Origin of the sequence: Actinoplanes hulinensis (genome assembly GCF_019429605.1) — a bacterium.
Classification (GTDB): domain Bacteria; phylum Actinomycetota; class Actinomycetes; order Mycobacteriales; family Micromonosporaceae; genus Actinoplanes; species Actinoplanes campanulatus.
On the sequence record NZ_JAHXZI010000012.1, the window covers coordinates 260,080 to 281,204 of the forward strand.

Annotated in this window: 17 protein-coding genes; 9 read left to right on the forward strand and 8 right to left on the reverse strand. The window is 72.9% G+C overall.

Annotated features, from left to right (window positions below; translation table 11 throughout):
* Positions 1-17: 17 nt before the first annotated feature.
* Positions 18-1,409 carry a dihydrolipoyl dehydrogenase gene (gene lpdA, locus KZ829_RS23825; protein ID WP_220146128.1) on the reverse strand — a complete coding sequence of 464 codons (1,392 nt, stop codon included), beginning with the start codon at positions 1,407-1,409 and terminating at the stop codon, positions 18-20.
* Between the two features lie 165 nt (positions 1,410-1,574).
* Here lpdA and KZ829_RS23830 point away from each other — a divergent pair, with 165 nt between their 5' ends.
* Entirely contained in the window at positions 1,575-1,895 is a 321-nt protein-coding gene (locus tag KZ829_RS23830; RefSeq protein ID WP_220146129.1) for a hypothetical protein, read from the forward strand.
* Positions 1,896-1,919: 24 nt separating this feature from the next.
* On the opposite strand, the gene KZ829_RS23835 is transcribed toward KZ829_RS23830, so the two are convergent.
* Positions 1,920-3,455: a leucyl aminopeptidase gene (locus KZ829_RS23835; protein WP_220146130.1), complete on the reverse strand. Its 1,536-nt coding sequence runs from the start codon at positions 3,453-3,455 to the stop codon at positions 1,920-1,922.
* A gap of 120 nt (positions 3,456-3,575) precedes the next feature.
* On the opposite strand from KZ829_RS23835, the gene gcvT reads away from it, so the two are divergent.
* Positions 3,576-4,667, forward strand: a complete 1,092-nt coding sequence (gcvT, locus tag KZ829_RS23840; protein WP_220146131.1) for a glycine cleavage system aminomethyltransferase GcvT — start codon at positions 3,576-3,578, stop codon at positions 4,665-4,667.
* Between the two features lie 641 nt (positions 4,668-5,308).
* Here gcvT and KZ829_RS23845 read toward each other — a convergent pair.
* Complete coding sequence (locus KZ829_RS23845) at positions 5,309-6,106, reverse strand: adenosylcobinamide-GDP ribazoletransferase (RefSeq protein ID WP_220146132.1); 798 nt, start codon at positions 6,104-6,106, stop codon at positions 5,309-5,311.
* Entirely contained in the window at positions 6,036-7,934 is a 1,899-nt protein-coding gene (locus KZ829_RS23850) for a bifunctional adenosylcobinamide kinase/adenosylcobinamide-phosphate guanylyltransferase (RefSeq protein ID WP_220146133.1), read from the reverse strand. The genes KZ829_RS23845 and KZ829_RS23850 overlap by 71 nt, the downstream gene beginning before the upstream one ends.
* A 93-nt stretch (positions 7,935-8,027) precedes the next feature.
* On the opposite strand from KZ829_RS23850, the gene KZ829_RS23855 reads away from it, so the two are divergent.
* A complete protein-coding gene (locus tag KZ829_RS23855) occupies positions 8,028-8,225 on the forward strand; it encodes a hypothetical protein (protein WP_183226043.1) in 198 nt (65 codons plus the stop codon).
* A 1-nt stretch (position 8,226) separates the two neighbouring features.
* The gene (locus tag KZ829_RS23860; protein ID WP_220146134.1) at positions 8,227-9,051 is read left to right on the forward strand and encodes a site-2 protease family protein; all 825 of its coding nucleotides are present in this window, start codon (positions 8,227-8,229) and stop codon (positions 9,049-9,051) included.
* An 87-nt stretch (positions 9,052-9,138) separates the two neighbouring features.
* Here KZ829_RS23860 and KZ829_RS23865 read toward each other — a convergent pair whose 3' ends face one another.
* The gene (locus tag KZ829_RS23865; protein ID WP_220146135.1) at positions 9,139-10,137 is read right to left on the reverse strand and encodes an aldo/keto reductase family protein; all 999 of its coding nucleotides are present in this window, start codon (positions 10,135-10,137) and stop codon (positions 9,139-9,141) included.
* Between the two features lie 16 nt (positions 10,138-10,153).
* Positions 10,154-14,392: a WG repeat-containing protein gene (locus KZ829_RS23870; protein WP_220146136.1), complete on the reverse strand. Its 4,239-nt coding sequence runs from the start codon at positions 14,390-14,392 to the stop codon at positions 10,154-10,156.
* Between the two features lie 1,421 nt (positions 14,393-15,813).
* On the opposite strand from KZ829_RS23870, the gene KZ829_RS23875 reads away from it, so the two are divergent.
* From KZ829_RS23875 to KZ829_RS23885, 3 genes are read left to right on the forward strand one after another with little or no spacing between them, the layout of a single operon-like run.
* Positions 15,814-16,674, forward strand: coding sequence for an ABC transporter permease (locus KZ829_RS23875; protein WP_220146137.1), 861 nt, complete (start codon positions 15,814-15,816; stop codon positions 16,672-16,674).
* Positions 16,667-17,467: an ABC transporter permease gene (locus tag KZ829_RS23880; protein ID WP_220146138.1), complete on the forward strand. Its 801-nt coding sequence runs from the start codon at positions 16,667-16,669 to the stop codon at positions 17,465-17,467. The genes KZ829_RS23875 and KZ829_RS23880 overlap by 8 nt, the downstream gene beginning before the upstream one ends.
* Complete coding sequence (locus KZ829_RS23885) at positions 17,464-18,423, forward strand: ABC transporter ATP-binding protein (RefSeq protein ID WP_220146139.1); 960 nt, start codon at positions 17,464-17,466, stop codon at positions 18,421-18,423. The genes KZ829_RS23880 and KZ829_RS23885 overlap by 4 nt, the downstream gene beginning before the upstream one ends.
* On the opposite strand, the gene KZ829_RS23890 is transcribed toward KZ829_RS23885, so the two are convergent.
* Positions 18,407-18,964 carry a helix-turn-helix domain-containing protein gene (locus KZ829_RS23890; protein WP_220146140.1) on the reverse strand — a complete coding sequence of 186 codons (558 nt, stop codon included), beginning with the start codon at positions 18,962-18,964 and terminating at the stop codon, positions 18,407-18,409. The two genes, KZ829_RS23885 and KZ829_RS23890, sit on opposite strands and share 17 nt — an antisense overlap.
* 65 nt (positions 18,965-19,029) lie before the next feature.
* Between KZ829_RS23890 and KZ829_RS23895 the strand changes: the two genes are divergently transcribed.
* Both KZ829_RS23895 and KZ829_RS23900 read left to right on the forward strand, forming a co-directional pair.
* The gene (locus KZ829_RS23895) at positions 19,030-19,746 is read left to right on the forward strand and encodes an AzlC family ABC transporter permease (RefSeq protein WP_220146141.1); all 717 of its coding nucleotides are present in this window, start codon (positions 19,030-19,032) and stop codon (positions 19,744-19,746) included.
* Positions 19,747-19,861: 115 nt separating this feature from the next.
* Positions 19,862-20,170 (forward strand): AzlD domain-containing protein, encoded by a 309-nt coding sequence (locus tag KZ829_RS23900; RefSeq protein ID WP_220146142.1) that lies wholly within the window; start codon positions 19,862-19,864, stop codon positions 20,168-20,170.
* A 317-nt stretch (positions 20,171-20,487) separates the two neighbouring features.
* Here the strand turns inward: KZ829_RS23900 and KZ829_RS23905 are convergent, their stop codons facing one another.
* A complete protein-coding gene (locus KZ829_RS23905) occupies positions 20,488-21,105 on the reverse strand; it encodes a DUF3043 domain-containing protein (protein WP_220146143.1) in 618 nt (205 codons plus the stop codon).
* Positions 21,106-21,125 lie beyond the last annotated feature (20 nt).

Here is a 21,125-nt window from a genome sequence, read left to right on the forward strand (position 1 = left end):
GAACGATCGATTCAGCTTCAGCTGTGCGCGTGCAGCGGCTTGCCCGCGAGCGCGAGGAAGGCCTCGCCCAGCGCCTCGTTCTGCGTCGGGTGGGCGTGTACGAGCTGAGCGACCTCCTCGGGGAAGGCCTCCCAGTTGGTGATCAGCTGGGCCTCGCCGACGAGCTCGCCGACCCGGGCACCCACCATGTGGACGCCGACGACCGGCCCGTCGTTGACCCGGACCAGCTTGATGAAGCCCGCGGTCTTGAGGATCTGGCTCTTGCCGTTGCCCCCGAGGTTGTAGTTGTACGTCGAGACCTTGTCGTCGCCGTACTGCTCCTTGGCCTTGGCCTCGGTGATGCCGACCGACGCGACCTCGGGGTCGGAGTAGGTGACCCGCGGGATGCCGGCCTCGTCGATGACGGCCGGCTTCTTCCCGGCGATCTCCTCGGCGACGAAGATGCCCTGCTGGAAGCCGCGGTGCGCGAGCTGGAGGCCGGGGACGATGTCACCGACGGCGTAGATGTTGCCGACACCGGTGCGCAGGCGCTCGTCGACGATCACGAAGCCACGGTCCAGGGTGATGCCCTGCTGCTCGTAGCCCAGGTTGGCGGTCGTCGGGCCACGGCCGACCGCGACCAGCAGCACCTCGGCCTCGAGGGTCTCGCCGCCGGCGATGGTGACCCGCACGCCGTTGTCGGTGTGCTCCACCTTCTCGAACGGCTTGCCGACCTTGAGGTTGATCTTGCGCTTGCGGAAGGCGCGCTCGACCTGCTTCGAGATGTCGGCGTCCTCGGCGGCGACCAGGCGGGGCAGGGCCTCCACGATGGTCACGTCGGCGCCGAACGACTTCCACACGCTGGCGAACTCGACGCCGATGACGCCGCCGCCCAGCACGATCGCGGAAGCCGGGACCCGGTCCATCTTGAGGGCGTGCTCGCTGGTCAGCACCCGCTTGCCGTCGACCTCCAGGCCGGGCAGCGAGCGCGAGTAGGAGCCGGTGGCCAGGATGATGTTGCGGCCGGTGTAGCGCTTGCCGTCCACCTCGACGGTGTCCTTGCCGACGAGCTTGCCCGCCCCCTGGACCACCGTGATGTTCTTGTTGTGCGTGAGCATGCCGCTCAGGCCCTTGAAGAGCCGGCTGACCACGCCGTCCTTGTAGGCGTTCACCCCCGCCATGTCGATGCCGACGAGGTCGGCCTTCACCCCGAACTGCTCGCTCTCACGAGTCTGGTCGGCGATCTCCGCGGCGTGCAGCAGCGCCTTCGTGGGGATGCACCCGCGGTGCAGGCAGGTCCCGCCGAGCTCGGCCTTGTCGATCAGGGCGACCGAAAGATCGAACTGGGCGGCCCGGAGCGCGGCCGCATAGCCACCGCTTCCCGCGCCGAGAATGACGATGTCGAAGGTTCCGCCGTTGGGCTGGCTCACGTTGACTCCAGTGGTCGCATCGTCTCCGGTGTGGGTCACACAATGGAAACGGTCACAGTCCCGTCACCGACATCTTGTCACTTCTCGGCCCGGTCAATGCAGCCAGGTGCCCTACGACACGTTGCCCCGACGTACCCTTGCGGGATCGAAGGTGAGGAGGGAACGGTGGCATGGTTTCGGCGGCGTCCCCGGCCGGGCGGCCCCGGCGGACGGCCGGTCGACCGCGCCGATCTCGAGCATCTTACGCAATTCGCCCGCTCCCGGCGGGGAGTTGAAGCATTCATCGAGCCACAGACGACGGTGACCGAGACCACGCTGTTGCTCGTCGCACACGACGGCGAGTGGACCAGGCGACGGATCGAGTCACCTGAGGTTGCGCGCCGATTCGCCCACCAGTTGGCGATGCCGGTCTACGACGTCCGGCTGCTGGGCTATCCACAGCGGATGCGGGACTACAACGAGCGGCAGCGGCGCCGCCCGGCCTGATCACCGGGCGGCCCGCGGCCGTCGTCAGGCGAGGTCGTCGATCACCTGGAGCAGCGTGCGGACCGGCACGCCCGTCCCGCCCTTGGTCCAGTAGCCGTTCGCCTCACCGGTGTGGTAGCTGGGGCCGGCGATGTCGATGTGCGCCCACTCGACACCCTCGGTGACGAACTCCCGCAGGAAGACGCCGCCCTGCAGCATGTGCCCGGCCCGGTCCAGGTTGGCGTTGGTCTGGCAGATGTCGGCGATCTCCGACTCCATGCCCTTGCGCACGTCGTCCGGCAGCGGCATCCGCCAGGCCGGCTCACCGACCGCCGTGCCCGCCGCCTCGACCAGCCCGGTCGCCTCGTCCGAGCCCATCAGCCCGGAGATCCGCTTGCCCAGCGCGATCACCTGGCCGCCGGTCAGCGTCGACGTCTCGAACAGGTAGTCGGTGCCGTCCGCGCAGGCCCGGGCCATCGCGTCGCCCAGCACCATCCGGCCCTCGGCGTCGGTGTTGAACACCTCGACCCGCTTGCCGTTGAACATGGTGACCACGTCGCCCGGCCGGTACGCCGACCCGGACGGCATGTTCTCCGCGATCGCCAGGTAACCGGAGACCGCCACACCCGGCTCGAGCTCGGCCACCGCGATCAGCGTGGCGGCCACCGCGGCGGCGCCCGCCATGTCCGACTTCATCTCCCACATGCCGGCGGCCGGCTTGATGCTGACGCCACCGGTGTCGAAGGTGATGCCCTTGCCGACGAGCGCGATCCGCTTCGGGTCGGTCACCCCGGACGGCGTGTAGGTCAGCTTCACCAGCCGCGGCGGCGCCTCGGAACCCTGGCCGACCGCCACGATGCCGCCGTACCCACCGGCCTTGAGCTGCTCGAAGTCGAGCACCTCGACCTCCAGCCCGGCCTCGGTCGCGGCCGCCGCCACCTGATCGGCGAGGTCCGCCGGGCGTAGCGCGTTGGGCGGGGTGTTCACCCAGTCCCGGGTCTGGCGCACCGCCCGGGCGACGATCCCGGCCCGGCGCAGCTCGGCCGCCGCCGCCTCGTCGGCCGCGTCCGGCACGTGCAGGCGCAGCTCGGCCACCGGGTCACGGCGGCCCTTCGCCGGCTTCGACTTGTACCCCGCGAAGCGGTAGCCGCCGAGCAGCGCGCCCTCCAGCGTGGCGCGCAGCACCGGCGTGGCGCCCGCGTCGTCCGGCACCGGCAGGGCCAGCACCACGGTGTTGCTGCCGGCCAGCGCGCGGACCGCCGCACCGGCGCCCCGGCGCAGCGTCTCCAGATCGGGCGCCGGACCGTCCGGCTCGGTGCCGAGGCCCACCGCCACCAGGATCGGCGCGGCGATCGTGCCGAGGGTGGCCAGTTTGGTCACCTCGCCGGGCGCGCCGGTCGCGCCGAGCAGAGCCAGCGTCGAGATCAGCTTGCCGTCGAAGGCCGCGGCGATGCTCTCGGCGCCGGCCGCTGGCAACAGGCTGCCGTCCTCGTCGGGCTGGCTGTGCAGGCCGATGACGATGGCATCGACCGCCGATTCGGCCGGGTCGGTGTCGACCAGGCTGAGGGTGGGCTGGGTCACTCGGACACTCCGGGACGTCTGGGCCGGAACGGCGCCGGTAGGCGCGCTCCCGGCTATTGGGAAAACGGTGTTGTCCCAGCGACTCTAAACCGGGCCAAGGTCACCGGTAAGTTGAGTCTCATGTCTGCCGAGCTTCTTCAGTCTCCCCTGCATGCGCGCCATGTCGCCCTCGGCGCGAAGTTCGCCGCCTTCGGCGGTTGGGACATGCCGCTGGAGTACGCCGGAGGAGGCGTCCTGAAGGAGCACGCGGCGGTCCGCGAGTCGGCCGGCGTGTTCGACGTGTCCCACCTCGGCAAGGCCACCGTCCGCGGGCCCGGCGCGGCCGCCTTCGTGAACTCGTGCCTCACCAACGACCTCGGCCGGATCGCCCCCGGCAAGGCGCAGTACACGCTCTGCTGCGACGAGACCGGCGGCGTGGTCGACGACCTGATCGCGTACCTGTACGACGACGACCACGTCTTCCTCATCCCGAACGCGGCCAACACCGCCGAGGTGGTCCGCCGCCTCACCGCGACCGCCCCGAACGGGATCACGGTGACCGGCGAGCACCGCTCCTACGCCGTGCTGGCCGTCCAGGGTCCCCGTTCCGAGGCCGTCCTCGGTGAGCTGGGCCTGCCCGCCGACCACGGCTACATGTCCTTCGCCACGGCCGCCTTCGCCGGGGGCGAGCTGGTCGTCTGCCGTACCGGGTACACCGGCGAGCACGGCTACGAGCTGGTCGTCCGGTGGGACGACGCGCCCGCCGTCTGGGACGCGGTGATCGCCGCCGGGGTCCGCCCGTGCGGCCTGGGCGCCCGCGACACGCTGCGCACCGAGATGGGCTACCCGCTGCACGGCCAGGATCTGAGCCTAGACATCAGCCCGGTGCAGGCCGGCGCCGGCTGGGCGGTCGGCTGGTCCAAGCCGGCCTTCTGGGGCCGCGGCGCCCTCATCGCCGAGAAGGCCGCCGGCCCCCGGCGCAAGCTGCGCGGGCTCGAGATCACCGGCCGCGGCATTCCGCGTGGTCACATGCAGGTGTACGCCGGGGACAAGCTTGTCGGCGAGACCACCAGCGGCACCTTCTCCCCGACCAAGAAGGCCGGCATCGCCCTGGCCCTGATCGACACCGACCCGTCCCTGCCCGACGGCGCCCTGGTCGAGATCGACATCCGCGGCCGCCGCACCGAGGCCCGCCTGACGAGGCCCCCCTTCGTCACCCCCCAGGTCCGCTGACCCCCGCCCTCCCGCCCGCCTTCCCGCCCGCCTTCCCGCCCGCCCGCCCGCCTTCCCGCCCGCCCGCCTTCCCGCCCGCCCTCCGCCCTCCCGCCCGCCCTCCGCCTTCCCGCCCGCGATCTTGGACGCTCCGCCACCGCATCCGGTGGTCCAACGTCCAAGATCGCCGACCCCCCGGGGCATCCCGACGGGTGCGCTGGTCCTGCCCTCCCGCCTTCCCGCCCGCGATCTTGGACGTTTCGCCACCGCATTCAGTGGCCCACCGTCCAAGATTGCCGACCCGCCGGGGCGCCCCCTGGGCATCCTGCGGGTGCGCTGGTCCTGCCCTCCCGCCCTCTCGCCCGCGATCTTGGACGTTTCGCCACCGCATTCGGTGGCCCACCGTCCAAGATCGCTGGCCCCTCGTGATCATTGCTGGCCCCCACGCGACCTTGGACGTTTTGCCACCGGATGCGGTGGTCCGGCGTCCAAGATCGTGGCGGAGCGGAGGTCAAGGCGGCGGAGCGGACGTCAGGGTGGCGGAGCGGACGTCAGGGTGGCGGGGACGTCAGGGTGGCGGAGCAGACGTCAGGGTGGCGGAGCAGACGTCAGGGTGGCGGAGCAGACGTCAGGGTGGTGGGGACGTCGGGGTGGTGGGGGCGTCAGGCGAGAGTTACGAGCACCAGAGTTACCGTTACCGCGCACTCCACGGCCGCACCGAGGACGTCGCCGGTGATGCCGCCGAATCGCCGTACCGTGTGACGCAGGAGAAGGACCACCGCGAACATCGCGGCGGCGACGGCGGCCGGCCCCTGCCACGGACGGCCCGGCACGGCGGCGGCCGCGACCGCCGCGACGCAGGCCGCGGCCGTCAGCACCGCCGGCAGGGGGACACTGGAGGCGACCAGCGCGCCCAGCCCCTCCGGCCGGGCGGCGGGCACACCGCGACGGCACGCCACGGTCACCGCGAGACGCCCGGTCGCCCAGGCGGTCACCACGGCCCACGGGCCGGCCTCGGTCAGCGCCCCGGCCTGGATCAGCAGCGTCGCGGCGATCGCCGCCACCCCGAACGGGCCGATGTCCGCCTTTTTCATGATCTCCAGGGCGGCGGAGCCGGACCGGTACGACCCGAGCGCGTCGATCGTGTCCGCCAGCCCGTCCAGATGCAGCCCCCGGGTGAGCAGCGCACCCGCCGCCACCGTGACCCCGGCCGCCACCAGCGCCGGCGACCCCAGCGCCCGCAGGCCCTCGTGCACGCCGGCCAGGATCAGCCCGAGCAGCGCGCCCACGGCCGGCGCCACCGCCATCGCCACCGCCGCCGCGGACCGGTCCACCCGGCCGGCCCGCACCGGCAGCACGCTCAGCGTGGTGACCGCCAGCCGGACGCCGTCAAGCACTCGCGATGGTGGCCGGCCCCGGCCCGTGCGGCCCCGGCTCGGCGAACTCGGTGAGGTCGTCATCGTCATCGTCGTCGGAGAGATCGTCAGAGAGATCGTCGGAGAGATCGTCCAGGCCGTCGTCGCCGACCTCGTCCAGCAGGGCCGGATGCACCGGGGACGCCGAGGCCAGGCCCACCGCCGTACGGATCAGCGGCAGCACTGCCAGCGCATTGGCCCCCTCGCCGAGGTCGAGGCCCACCTGGAGCACCGGGGTCAGCCCCAGTACGTCGGCGCCCTGCTTCACCAGCGCGAGCGTGCCCGCCTCCGGCAGCAGGCACCAGTGTCGGGTCTGGCTGGCCAGATCCCGCGCCACCAGCCCGGCCGCGATGCCCAGCGGACCGTCCAGCAGCACCGGGATCCGGCGGGCCGCCGCACCGAGCAGCACACCGGTGGCGACCGCCACGTCCAGGCCGCCGATCTGGCGCAGGATGTCGGTGGCCCCGCGCGGCTCCTGCCGGATCCGGTGCAGCGCGTCCCGGATCGCGGCGCAGCGCACCATCCACGCGGCGTCGTCGAAACGGCCGCCCGGCGCCTGCACCCGGGGCAGTGTCGCGACCGGCTCGGCCCCGGTCGTGGCGGCCAGCACCGCGGTCGCCGCCGCATCCGTCCCGGCGCCGATCCCGGCGAGCAGGATCGCGTCGCGGCCCGCGTCGGCGGCACCGTCGGCCAGCTGCCAGCCGTCCCGCAGCGCGGCCTCGACCGCCTCCTCGCTCGCGGCCGGGCCGTCCTCCATGGCGCCGGTCTCCGCCGTGCGCAGCACCGCGATGTCGGCGCCGGCCTGCCCGGCGAGCCGGCCCAGCAGACCCGTACCGGCCTCGGCCTCGGCGACCCGGCGCTCCACGTCGGCGGTGTCCACCCCGGCGACCGCGCCACCGGTGTGCCGGCCCGCGATCACCACGACCCGTACGCCGACCCACGCCCGCGGGGTGACCGTGCTCTGGGTGGCCGCCGCGAACTCGACCGCTTCGCCGAGCGCGCCCAGCCCACCGCCGGGCAGGTCGATGGTGACCAGGCGGTCCCGCGCGTCGGGGCCGGAGTCGCTGCTGGGCAGCGGCAGGTCCATGCCGGGTTTGATCTCGGTGAGCCCGGACGCGACAAGCGGCAGCGTCATGGTGGAACCGCTCAGCGCGGCGGCGAGGTCCGGTTCCGGCTCGGCGGGCACGACCGGCTCGACCACCGTGGCCGGATGTGCGGGCGGCGGCGGTGGGGGAGTGGGGGTGACCGGGGTGGTGACCGGGACCGGCCGGGAGACCACGGTCGGCGCCTCGACCGGCGCCTCGACGGGGGCCTGGGCCGGGGCCAGGGGGCCGTTGCGCAGCCAGGTCGGCTGACCGGCCACGATCAGCACCGCCCCGTCGCAGGCCGCGGCCAGCGCCTGGTTGGTGGTGCCCAGCGCGTCCGCGAACGCGCGCCCCACCGGCGTCACCGGCACCAGCGACAACCCGACCTCCGGGCTGACCAGCACCACCCGCGCCACCGCGCCGCGCACCGCCTCGGCGAGGGCCGCCACGTCGGCCTCGTCGTCCTTGGGCTGCCGGGCCGGGTCCAGCACCGCGGCCACCCAGCCGCCCAGGTCGTCGACGAGCAGCGTCTCGTCCGGACCGGCCTGCGCGATCAGCTCGGTGAGCCGGGCCGGGTCGCCGCCGGTCTCCTCGGTCGTCCAGGACTGCGGCCGCCGCAATTGATGTGCCTCGATGCGGGCCAGCCACTCCGGATCGTCCTCACCGCCGACCGCGGTGGCCACGTACCGCACCGACGGCGCCGAGGCCACGAGCGATTCGGCGAACCCCGATTTACCGGAGCGGATCCCGCCGAGCACCAGAACCGTGTTCCACCGATCTTCGGACATGCCCCGTACCTTAGAGCCTCCCGAGCCGGTTCCCACGCCCGGACGCCGTAGGGTGGAGGCCCAGCGAGTCACGCGACGTGAGGGGGCGGCTCAATGCCGTGGAGTTGGCGGTACGAGGACGTCGACGGTAAGCCGGTCGAGGGTCCGGCCGAGACGTTCAGCAGCCAGGCGGACGCCGAGTCCTGGATCGGGCAGGAGTGGCGGGCCCTGCAATCGGCCGGGGTCAGCACGGTCACGCTGGTCGAGGACGACCGGGTCGACTACCAGATGAGCCTCCAGCCGGCGGAATGACGTGACCTACGAACCGGTGTACGCCCGTACACCGCGCAGCGCCTTCATACCGAGCCCGGTCTTCGTCGGCATCGTCGCGATCTTCGTGGTCAGCGGCGTGCTGACCTGGACCCGTTTCGGCAACGTAGGGATCGACGTCTTCCTGTTCGTCCTCTCGGGCTGGCTGATCTCGCTCTGCCTGCACGAGTACGCGCATGCAGTGACCGGCTACTTCTCCGGTGACCTGAGCGTCGCCGACCGCGGCTATCTGAGGCTCAACCCGCTGAAGTACACGCATCCGCTGCTGTCCATCGTGCTGCCGCTGGTCGTGGTGATCCTCGGTGGCATCGGCCTGCCCGGCGGCGCCGTCTGGATCGACCACCAGCACATCCGCAGCCGGGCCAAGGCGTCGCTGATCAGCGCGGCCGGCCCGCTCGTCAACGTGGTGCTCGGGCTCGTGGTGGCGGTGCCGTTCCTGGCCGGGCTGGCACCGGAGCTGACCCAGGACGTGACCGGCCGCTACACGGTGTCCGGCTCCGCCGAGCACCTGGAGTTCTGGGCCGCGCTGGCCCTGCTCGCCTTCCTCCAGGTGACCGCCAGCGTGCTGAACCTCCTGCCGGTGCCGGGCCTGGACGGGGGCAACATCATCGCCCCGTGGTTCAGCCCGGCCTACCAGCGGGCGTGGAACATGGTCGCGCCCTGGGGCTTCCTCATCCTGTTCCTGCTGCTCTGGCAGACACAGGTCGGCGACTGGTTCTTCACCATGGTCAACTGGATCGCCGAGCTGATCAGCGTGCCCACATGGCTGTACGCCTACGGCTTCGAGCTCCTGAGGTTCTGGAGCTGAGCCTGCTGGCTCCGCTTCGCTCCGCAGTCTGATCGCTGCCGGCTCCCCGCCACCGCAAACCCCGCGGCGTCGGCAAACCGGCAGCGATCAGGGGCGATCGGCCGGGCTGGAGGTGAGCGACGGGTCGCGGGTCACGACCGGCTCCACGATCTCGTCGATCGCCTTCAGCAGGCCGTCCTCCAGCCGGACCCCGGACGCCTTGACGTTGTCCCGGACCTGCTCGGGCCGGGACGCGCCGATGATCGCCGCCGAGACGTTCGGGTTCTGGAGCACCCACGCCACCGCCAACTGCGCCATCGTCAGCCCCGCCTCCTCGGCGAGCGGCTTCAGCCGGGCCACCGCGTTCAGCACGTCGTCCTCCAGCCAGCGGGCGATGAACCCGGCGCCGGACTTCTCGTCGGTGGCCCGGGACCCGGCCGGCGGCTGCTCCCCGGCCCGGTACTTCCCGGTCAGCACCCCCTGCGCCAGCGGCGACCAGACGATCTGCCCGAGCCCCAGCTCCCGCGACGCCGGCACCACCTCGGCCTCGATCACCCGCCACAGCATCGAGTACTGCGGCTGGTTCGACACGAGACGGATCCGCAGCTCAGCCGCCAGTGGCGCGGCGGCCCGGATCTGCTCGGCGGTCCACTCGGACACCCCGATGTAGTGCGCCTTGCCCTGGCGTACCACGTCGGCGAACGCCTCCATGGTCTCCTCGAGCGGCGTGTGGTGGTCGTACCGATGGGCCTGGTAGAGATCGACATGGTCGGTGCCGAGCCGGCGCAGCGAGCCGTCGATCGACTCCAGGATGTGCTTGCGGGAGAGCCCGCTGTCGTTCGGGCCCGGCCCGGTCCGCCAGAACACCTTCGTGAAGATCTCCAGGCCCTCCCGGCGCTCACCCTTCAGCGCCCGGCCCAGCACCTCCTCGGCCCGGGTGCCGGCGTAGACGTCCGCGGTGTCGAAGGTGGTGATGCCGCAGTCGAGGGCCGCCCGCACGCACGCGGTGGCGGCCTCCTCCTCGACCTGCGAGCCGTGGGTGATCCAGTTGCCGTAGGCGATTTCGCTGACCCGCAGGCCGGAACGGCCGAGATGACGGAATTCCATCCCCCGACCGTATCTCCTACAACACCGGACGGGTTTCGTCCGGCAGCAGGTCCACCACCGGCGCCGGGTCGCGATGGGCCATGTCGACCAGCGGCTCACCCTCCCGGTCCAGCGCACCCCACAGCCCCGCCGCGTTGCGCACCAGGAACGCCGACGGGTGGATCACCACGGCCGCGTGCACCGCCGCCACCACCAGCTGCCCGGTCCGGTCGAGCACCCCGAACCGCTCGCCGGCGTCCACCACGGCCAGGCCCTCGTCGGTGAAACCGTCCACCGGCCCGCCCACGTGCAGCACCGTCGCGAACCGCCGGAACCGCGGCCGCACCGCGATCCGCCCGTGCCGGTCCACCGCGCCCCACAGGCCGGCCTGCCGGACCACCGCCAGCCCACGCCGGAACGGCCGCGCGTCCTCGTACGCGCCCGGCGCCACGACCAGCCGGTTCTGCCGGTCGATCGCGAACCAGCCGGTCGCGTCGCCACGGGTCACCCAGGCCAGGCCCTCGGCGAACCGGCCGGCCGCCAGATAGCCGTGCGCGGCCGGGATCACCAGCTCACCACCGGTGTCGATCAGCTCCCAGGCGTGCGAGTCGGGACGGCGCACCCAGGCGACACCCTCGGCGAACGGTTGCGCCTCGGCGTACCGGGGTTCCACGGCGGCCGCGTAACCCCACAGCCCGGCCCCGTCGTCGAGCAGCGGCGTCGGCGCCTCCGGCAGACCCAGCAGCTCGTCCCGGGTACGCGGGTAGGGACCCCACCCGTCCCCGGTCCGCCGCGTGATCGCGTCCAGCGCCAGCTCGATCCGCTCCACCAGCTCCGGATCCTCACCCCGGCGCACGTCCAGCGCCCGCTCGAAGTGGTTCACCGCCTCCAGGTAACGGCCCTGCTCGAACGCCGACCGCCCGGCCAGCTCACTGATCTCCGCCCGGATCCGCGCCGGCAACTCCGGCGAATCGGCCTGCGCGAACAGCCGGTCCGCCTCGGCGAACTCGCCCCGCCACTGCAACACCTGCGCCAGCCGCGCCTGCGCGATCGACACCGGCCGCAGCTCCCCGCTGGCCTCCGCGTGCCGTACCGCCTCCCGCCCGTCGGCGAGAGCGTCGTCCAGCTCACCGAGCACCCGCGACACCACGGCACGCAGCCCGAGCAGCCCGGCGCGTACGTTGTCGCGCTCCGCGTACTCAAGCCGGTCGGTCAACCGGTCCACCAGATCCCACAGGCGGTCCTGCTCGCCGACCTGCTCCCGCAGCGTCCGCGGATCGAACTCCCACGTGTAGGACGCCAGGATCTGCTCCGGATCGGCCCGCCGCCGGTCAGCCGGGGCACGCTGGTCACGCCGCTGCCGTACCGGCTCGGTCCGGGCCTCCGGCCGCGCTTCCCGCGACCGTCCGGCCACTCCAGCGATTGCCGCGCCGCCGGCTTCCTCCTCCGCCGGCGTCACCCCGTTCAGCTGTACGTCGGGAGCACCCGAATCCCGCTCGCCCCGCCCAGCCTCGGCCGGCGAACCCGTCTCGACCGGGTCGTCCCCGTGCCCGGAATCCGTTCCCGGCGCGACCTCGTGACCGGGGTCGTCCTCGCCGCTCGTTCCCACCGCGGCGGAAGCCGTCGTCTCCTCGGCCTGACGGTTCAGCTCGCCCTCGTGGGCGGTCTCCCGCTCACCCGCATCGCCCTCGGCATCGTCGGGAATCCCGCCCTCAGCCGCGCTCCCCGCCTCCGGGGAGGACCCGGGCTCATCGGCCTCCGCGCTGTCACCGGTCGCCACTTCGTCCGGGACGACGACGTCGGAAGGAACCTCCGCCACGGAGACCTGACCCTCCGGCGCTCCACCGTCGAATGTCGCACCGGCCGGGGCGTCGCGCTCCGCCACGCCGGAGGCCTCGCTGACGGCGACATCGGTCTCCGGCACGGCGGCCGGTGAGGCGCTGTCCACGGCCGGGACGGACTCGGTCGCCTGCCCCGTCGCCGCGTCGCCTTCGGCCGATGACCCCGCACCCGTATCGCCGATCGCGTCAGTGGTTGCCGGGGCCGGGTCTTCCGTGGATTCGTCGGTGGTTCCCAGGCTCTGGGTGGACTCGTCGGTAGTGCCCGGGGTTCGGGCGGACTCCTCCGTGAGTTCGTCGGTTCCCGCGAGCAGGTAGGAGACCGCCGGAGCGGCAACCTCAGAGGACGGGACCACCGTCACCGCGGCCTGCGCGGACTCGCTGCGCGAACCCTCGGCTCCGTGCACCGCCTCCGAGGCGTCCGCCGCGGTCTCCGTGGAGATCTCCTCCGCACCACCGTGCGGGACGGCGCTCTCATGACCCGGGACGTCCGGGAGGATCCCCTCCGCCGCGAGTGGCGACTCCTCGCCGGCGAAGCCCTCCGGCCGGGCAGCGTCATGATCCCGCACGGCAGACCCCGAGGTCACAGCCGTCTGCTCGGCAGCACCGTCCTGGACCGTGGCGGCCTCGTCCCCGGCGGGGTCGAGCCGCTCGCCCACGACGGTGGCATCCGGTGCCGTGACATCGGTCCGCGAAGCGGACTCTTCAATCCGAGCGGATCCGTCGGCCTGACCGGACCCGTCAACCCGAGCGGATTCGTCGGTCTGACCGGATTCGTCGGCCTGACCGGACCCGTCAATCCGAGCGGATTCGTCGGTCTGACCGGATTCGTCGGCCTGACCGGACCCGTCAATCCGAGCGGATTCGTCGGTCTGACCGGGCTTACGCGCCGCGAAGGGCGCCTCCGGATCGGCGGAAATCTCCACATGGGCATGCTCGTCGGAGCTGTCGGCCTCGGCGATGACTTCCGCATCGGTGGAGACGCCGGCCTCTGCCGATTCGTCCGTGCCGGTGAGGTAATCGGCGTGGAGCCGCTTCGGTGCGTCGGTGGCGTCGGGCATCGGGTCGTCGACGTCGCCCAGCGCTTCGTGGTCCCCGGCCGGGATTCCTTCCGCTTCGGCGGACGTGGTCTCCGCTTCGGGCTCGGCCTCTTCCGGTTCCGAGTCGTCGTCGGGTTCGCCAGGGGCGAACCAACCCAGCGGCTGAGCCGTGTCGGGCACCTCTTCGACCGCAACGGGGGGCTCAGCCTCGGGAACCGGCGTCGTAGCCCCGAGCCCGCTCAGAGACAGCAGCCAGCCGAGACCGTGCGTCTCCGGCTCCCCGGTCGACGGCTCGCCCGCGCCCGGCCCACCGGTCACCGGAGCGACGGCGCCCGGCCCACCGGTCACCGGAGCGACGGCGCCCGGCTCACCGGTCACCGGAGCGACCGCGCCCGGTCCGCTGGTCGACGGTCCTGCCGCGAGCGGCGCGCCGGTTGACGGCGGGGCAGCGGGATCGGTGGCGAACGGCGCGCCGGTCACCGGCTGGGCTGCCGCCTCTGTTGCGAACGGCCGGGCCGTCGGTGCTTCCGCGGACCGGTCGATGTCCTCGGCCGGTGCGGCCGCCGCGTGGCGCGGGTCGGCGCCCACGCTGTGACGGCCGGCGGGGGACTGGGTCCCGTCGCCGCCGTGCCGAGGACCCGCGACGGCGGTGTGCTCGTCCGGCTTCGGCGCCTGACCTGATGCCGCGAACGAGGCCAGCGCCCGGGGATCGATGGCCTGAGTGCGCTCCGCGCCCGGCCCGAATCCTTCGGCCCCGGTTCGCCGCAGGTCGAACGGCCGGGTCGGATCCTCGGGATTCGACCCGGGACCGTGGTCTCCGGTCCCGGCGGGAGTCTGGCCCGAACGCCGCGGGTCGAGCGGCCGGGTCGGATCCTGGCCCTGGTGTCCGTCTTCCCAGCCCGCCGGGAACGACACACCCGGTGTGGCACCGGCGACCGGCACCGTGTGACCCGGGTCCGCCTGGCTCGGCGCGCCCGGCTGGAACGCTGCCGGTCCGGAGACCGGCGCGACGTTGCCCGGCGTGGTGGGTGATCCGGGTGTGATGGGTGATCCGGGGATGACGGGCGTGGCCGCTTCCGCTGCCGGTACGGCATGGCCGGGCATGCCGGTGCGGCTGTCCGGACCGAACGGTGCTGCCGGCCCGGAGACCGGAACGATCCCGCCGGGCCCGGTGGGTGCCGGCAGGCCGGGCGTCTGTCCGGGGACCACCGGATAGACGGCGGCCGGAGGCACGGCGGACTGCGGGGTGACCCGGGTCGGCTGAGCGGCCGGGCGCGACGGAGCCGGCGAGTTCCGCTCCTGCGGCGCCGGGCGGAGGTCGAACGGCGCGTCCGGGGTGCGGCTGGAACGCGGTGAACGGCGCTCGTCGGCATACGCCGGGAATGTCTCGGAGGGCACCGGGCGAGCGGCACCGTAGGACGGACCGGCCGGGGAGACCGGGCGGCCCTCGCCACTCCGGTGGGGCACGACCTGCTCCGGCGACGGGCGATGACCCTGGTGACCCGGCTCCTGCTCCGGTCGTGTCGAACCCGGCACATGGCCGGCGGGCGCGACCGGCCCACCCGGACGTCCGGGCTGACCGGCCGCGACGGGTCCGCCGTGGCCTTGAGGGACAGGGCCGCCGTGGGCGGGCGGAACGGGTCCGCCGTGACCAGGAACACCTGGGCGCCCCTGGGAACCGGGACCGCCTGTGGAAGCGGGCCGTCCCTGCGGAATCGGGCCGCCCGAGGAAGGAGCGGCAAGCGAATTCGGACCGCCGTGAGGAACAGCGCCACCCGCCGCGGAACCGCGTGGACCGGGCCCGCCATGTTGGCCGGGGCCGCCGGGCGGAACGGGTCCGCCGTACTGGCCGGGCCCACCAGGCGGGACAGGCCCGCCGTGCTGGCCGGGGCCGCCCCGTGAGACCGGAGTGCCGGGCGTGGCCGGGCCGCCGGGCTGTTGCGGACCGCGGCCCCATCCGCTGCCGCCGGGTGCGTCGGGCGGCGCGGGATGCTGAGGACCGCGGGCCGCCGGCGTCCGTCCGGCCCGGCCGGGGGAGACCGGCGCGGCCGGCATCGGGTGCCCGGGATTGACCGGGACCGGGGGCCGACCGGGCGCGCCGGAATGGGCAGGGCCGCCGGGAGCGCCAGGGCCGCCAGGAGAGCGGGGGCCGCCGTAGGCACCGGGAGCGCCAGGGCCACCGGGAGCGCCAGGGCGACCGGGACCGCCGGGAGTGACGGGGGTGCCGGGGGCACCGGAAGGGGCAGGGCCGGAGCCGGCCGACCGGCCGTAGACCGGGGCCGCCCCGCGCCGCGGGTCGGGGCCGCCCGGCGCGGCGGGACCGCGCCCCTGGTCGACGCGGTCGTGCATGTGGATGGGCCGGTTCCAGGAGGGCTCGTCGCGCGGGGCCGCGGGCGCGGACGGGCGCGGTTCCTCGTACCGGAACTGGTTTTGATCCTCGGGTCGTGGGGTGACCGACGCACGGCCCCGGCCCGCACCGCTGACCGGCGCCGAACTGGCCGGACCGGAACCGCCGCGGGACGCCTCGTAGACGGGCGTGTGCACGGCCTTGCGGCGGCCCGGGTCGCCGGGGTAGCGCTGGCCGGGCAGGGGTTCCCACTCCCAGGTGATCTCGTAGACCCAGGCGGGTTCGTCATCCCAGCCGTCGGCGCTCGGCCGGGAGCTCCAGCCGTTCATCGGGCGCCCAGCGGGTGACCCGTCGAATGGCAACGCTCCGTCACGGCGAACTCCACCTGTCAAGAAAAGGGGCCGCGTTCGGCCGGGGATCTGCGTAGAGTCTCCCGGCTCCGTCGCGGGGGTTTCGAAAGGAGATTAACGGCGTGGACCAGCGAGACGCCAGCGTGCCGACGATCTCTCGAATAGGTCCGTTCCGCGCCTCCATTGCTACTTTCGGTGCGCTGATCGGGTCGGGTTTCCGGCGGTACGCGACCTACCGGCAAGCCACCATAGCCGGAACGTTCACCAACATCGTGTTCGGCTTCCTCCGCTGTTACGTACTGCTCGCGGTGGCCGCGACCGCCGCGGGGCAGCGTCCCGCCGGGTACACCGCCGAGCAACTCGCCACGTACGTCTGGGTGGGTCAGGGTTTACTCGCTGTCATCGGCCTCTGGGGCTGGACGGAGCTGGCCGACCGGATACGCAGTGGTGACATCGCGGCCGACCTGTTACGTCCGGTGCACCCACTGACCGGGTTTCTCGCCGCCGACCTGGGCCGGGCGCTGCACGGCATGCTCACCCGGTTCGCTCCGCCGCTGCTCGCGGGGGTGGTCTTCTTCCCGCTGCACACGCCGACCCGGTGGCAGACGGTGCCTCTCTTCGCCGTCTCGGTGGTGCTGGCCGTGGTGATCTGTTTCGGCTGCCGGTTCGTGGTGAACGCGTCGGCGTACTGGCTCCAGGACGCCCGTGGGCCGATCACCCTGTGGACGTTGAGCGCCGGTGTGCTCGGCGGGCTCTACTTCCCGTTGCGGCTGCTGCCGGTGGAGTTGACGGTGGCGTTGTGGGTGGCGACGCCGCTGCCCAGCCTGTTGCAGACGCCGCTCGACGTGATCGCCGAGCGGGACGGCCCGGCGTTGCAGGCCGGGCTGGTGGCGCTGCAGGTGGTGTGGGCGGTGCTGATCCTGGCGCTGGGCGCGCTGGTGCAGCGGCGGGCCGAACGGCGGCTGGTGGTGCAGGGTGGGTGAGCTGCGCGCCTATGCCGCTCTCGGGGCGGCGCAGGTCCGGTCGGCGACCGCCTACCGTACGTCGTTCCTGATCGAACTGTTCGGCAACATGGGCGCCACGGTCTTCGATGTGCTCACCGTGCTGGTGCTGTTCCGGGTCACGCCGGCGCTCGGCGGGTTCTCGCTGGCCGAGGCGATGTTGATCACCGGTCTGAGCGCGGCCGGGTTCACGCTGGCCGATTTCGCGGTGGGGAACGTGGACCGCCTCAAGTCGCTGGTGCGGGCCGGGACGCTGGACGCCGTACTGGTCCGGCCGCTGGGCGCGCTGCCGCAGCTGCTGCTCATGGATCTGCCGATCCGCAAGGCGCTGCGGGTGGTGTTCGGGTTCACGGTACTGGGCCTGGCGGTCGCCGCCAACGACATCGACTGGACGCCGGCCCGGGTGCTGCTGCTCGTGGTGGCCCCGGTCGCGGCGGCGGTCTTCTTCGGGTCGATCTTCGTGTCGAGTGCGAGCCTGGCGTTCTGGTGGGTGGAGTCGGGCGAGGTGGGCGCGGCGTTCACCTACGGCGGGCGGGACTTCACCTCGTACCCGATGTCGGTCTACGGCGGTTGGTTCCGCGGCCTCTTCGCGTACGCCCTGGGGTTCGCCTTCGTGGCCTATCAGCCGGCGCTGGCGTTACTCGGCGTGCCCGATCCGCTCGGTCTGCCGGCCTGGTCCGGCTTTCTCTCCCCGCTGGTCGCGCTCGCCGCCGCGGCCTTCGCCGCCGGCGTCTGGCGCGCCGGGATCCGTCACTACCGGAGCACAGGTTCATGATCGAAATGCGCGAGCTTCGCAAAGATTTCACTGTACGGGTGAAAGCCGGCCGCCTCCGAAGAGCGAAACGGACCGTCTCCGCCGTGGACGGGGTGTCCCTGAGCATCGGCCGTGGCGAGATGGTCGGCTACATCGGACCGAACGGCGCCGGCAAGTCGACGACCCTGAAGATGCTCACCGGCGTGCTGACCCCGTCCTCCGGTGACGTGTCGGTGTGCGGCCTGGCCCCGGTGCCGCAGCGCACCCGGCTGGCGCTGCGGATCGGCGTGGTGTTCGGCCAGCGCTCGCAGCTCTGGTGGGATCTGCCGTTGCGTGAATCGTTCCGGCTGCTGCGGCACATCTACCGGGTGCCGGCCGCCGAGCACGCGGCCCGGCTGCGCCGCTGCCGGTCGCTGCTCGACCTGGACGCGTTCCTGGACACCCCGGTCCGGCAGTTGTCGCTGGGTCAGCGGATGCGCGGCGAGCTGACCGCGGCCCTGCTGCACGGTCCGGAGGTGCTGTTCCTGGACGAGCCGACGATCGGCCTGGACGTGGTGAGCAAGCAGGCGGTCCGCTCGTTCCTGGCCGAGCTGGGCGGGTCCGGTGACGTGACGCTGGTGCTGACCACGCACGATCTGGCCGACATCGAGCGGCTCTGCGAGCGTCTCGTGGTGATCGATCACGGCCGGGTGGTGCACGACGGCAGCATCGAGGCCCTGCACGCCCGGTACGGGTCCCGCCGCAGCATCGTCGCCGACCTGGCCGAGCCGCTGCCGGACGGGTTCGAGCTGCCCGGCACGAAGCTGGCCGGGGTGACCGCGAACGGTCACCGGGTCACCTTCGTCCTGGAGTCGTCGACGGCCGGCGCCGCGGTGGCGGGCCTGGTCGCGGCGGTCGACGTCCGGGACCTGTCCCTGCTGGAGCCGGACATCGAGGACGTGGTCGCCCGCCTCTACACGGCTAACGGTGCTCCATGACGAGGATGGCCCAGGAGTTCGGCTCCAGCGCCTCGTAGCTGTGCGGCACGTCACCCGGGAAGGTGACGTAGTCGCCCGGACCGATCTCGACCAGTTCGGCGACCGGGCCGACCCTGATCCGCCCGGCGGACACCACGATGTGCTCGACGCTGCCCGGGATGTGCGGTTCGGCGTCGCGCCGCGCGCCCGGTTCGAGTTCCAGGACGTAGATGTCGCGCCGTGCGTTCGGCGCGCCGGTGGCCAGCAGGGTCCCGTAGAAGTCGGCGCTGTCGGAGCGCACCCGGGGGCCCTCGCCGGCCCGGATGACGCGCACCGGTGAGGCCGGCGGTTCGATCAGCCGGCTGAACGGGATGCCGAGCGCCACCCCGAGCGCCCACAGCGTCTCGATGCTCGGGTTGCCGGACCCGGCCTCCAGTTGGGACAGCGTGGACTTGGCCAGGCCGGCCCGGCGGGCCAGTTCGGCCAGGGAGATCCCGGCCCGGTCGCGTTCCCGGCGCAGGTTCGCCGCGATGAGGGCCAGCGGGGGTGCCGGCTGCTGCATGTTCGCTCCATCGGTCTCATCGTTCGGTTTGACGAACGCTCGCCGCTCGTTCACTATTTCGAACTATGGGTACGTTATATCGAACGCGTGCGCAGGTCCGGGACATCGGCGCTCTGGCCGCGGCCACGCTCGCGGTGGGCGCGTCCTTCGGCGCCATCACGATCGCGTACGGGCTACCCGCGTGGGTTCCGGTCGTCATGTCGGTGCTGATCTTCGCCGGTGGCTCCCAGTTCCTCGCCGTCGGCCTCCTGGCGGCCGGCAACCCGGTCGCCGCCGTCCTGGCCGGCCTGCTGCTCAACGCCCGGCACCTGCCGTTCGGCCTGGCCGTCGCCGACGTGCTCGGCACCCGTTGGCGGGACCGGCTGGTCGGCGCGCACATCATGACCGACGAGACCGTCGCCTTCGCCCTGGCCGAGTCCTCCCCGCAGGCCCGCCGCCGGATCTACTGGCTGGTCGGGGCCACCCTGTTCGTGGTCTGGAACACCGGCGTCGTGCTCGGCGTCCTGCTCGGCGGCGCCACCGGCGACCCGGACGCGCTCGGCCTCGACGCGGCGTTCCCGGCCGGCCTGATCGCGCTGATCCTGCCCTCGCTACGGGACCGCGACACCCGCCTCGTGGCGATCGCCGGCGCGGCCGTCGCGGTGCTGCTCACCCCGGTGCTCCCGGCCGGCCTGCCGGTCATGTGCGCGCTGCTCGGCCTGCTCGTCCTGTTCCGCCCCACCCGCCGCCCACCCACCCACCCGGCTCCCAGCGCTGCCTCCGCCCCCGCGAAACAGCCCTGAGTACCAGTCACCCGTTTCCGGCTGGCTGCCAGTGCTGTTTCGGGGAGCGTGAGGCAGCTCTAGCCCTGCGGGCCGGCCGGAAAAGGATCTTCGCTACCTGCGTACTGGAGGAATGATGCTGATCACCGCGATCCTGATTCTCGCGGTCGGCACCTATGCGATCCGCCTCAGCGGCGTGGTGCTGCGCGACCGTCTGGAACTCTCCGAGCCCCTGCAACGGCTGCTGCCGATGTCGGCCGCCGCGCTGCTGGCCGCCCTGGCCGGGACGGCCGCGCTGATGGCCGGCAGCGAGTTCGCCGGTTTCGCCCGCCCGGCGGGGGTCCTGGTCGGCGGTTTGCTCGCCTGGCGGAAAGCGCCGTTCGTCGTGGTCGTCGTGGTCGCGGCCGCCGTCACCGCCCTGCTGCGCCTGGCGGGCGTGGAGTAGGCCATCGCCGTGCTGCGCCGGGCCGAGGGCCGCTCCCCCTTGCGCGATCGTGCTGCGCCCGGTCGCTCCCTCGGGGCGATCTTGGGCGCCGGACCACCGCATCCGGTGGCAGAACATCCAAGATCGCGGGAGCGTGGGAGCGTGGGGTGAGTGGGCAGCTCAGCCCGGCGGGCGCGGCAAAGGCGCGACCCGGCAGTGGCTCGCGCCGAGCAGGCGGAACAGCCGTTTTGCGGTGGGGTGCGGCCATGCCCGTACCGGAAAGGGTCGAAAAAGACGGAACGCGGAGACCGAGTGGTCTCCGCGTCGCGTGAGGGACGTCAGACGGTCGCGCCGAGCTGAACCTTCGGCTTCGGCACGCGCATCCGCCGGAAGGTCAGGCCGCGCATGATCCCGTAGAAGTAGAGGCCGCCCAGCTTCTGCGTGGTCTGCGGGAAACGCGCCCGGACCTGCTTCTTGATCCGGCGGGCGATGAGGACGCTGTCCACGAAGACGGCCAGCGCCAGAACGGCCCAGAGCACGTTGCTGGCGTAGTAGACCGCCGGGATGTTGATCGACGAGCCGATCAGCACGACCACCGCGCCGGCGATGAAGAACGACCCGACAGTCCGCCGGGAGTCGACGATGTCGCGGACCAGTGAACGCTCGGGGCCGCGATCCCGGGCGAGCAGGTAACGCTCGTCGCCGTTGCGCATGCCCTCGGCGGCCTCGGCGCGCTCGGCCCGCTGCCGCTCGCGCATCTGCTTGTACGCCTCTTTGCGGCTGGACGGAGCGGGGTCCTGCACGCGGCGGCCCTGGGCGGCCCGCTTCGGCGTGACCACCCCGAGTTCCTTCTTGCTGGGCGTGTAGCCCTTGGGGCGCGGCTCGCCGGCGACCACCTCCTGCTCGGCGGGGGAGGCGTCGACGGTGGCTGGCTTACGGCGAAACAGCGAGGGCACGTAAGAAGGGTAGCCAAACG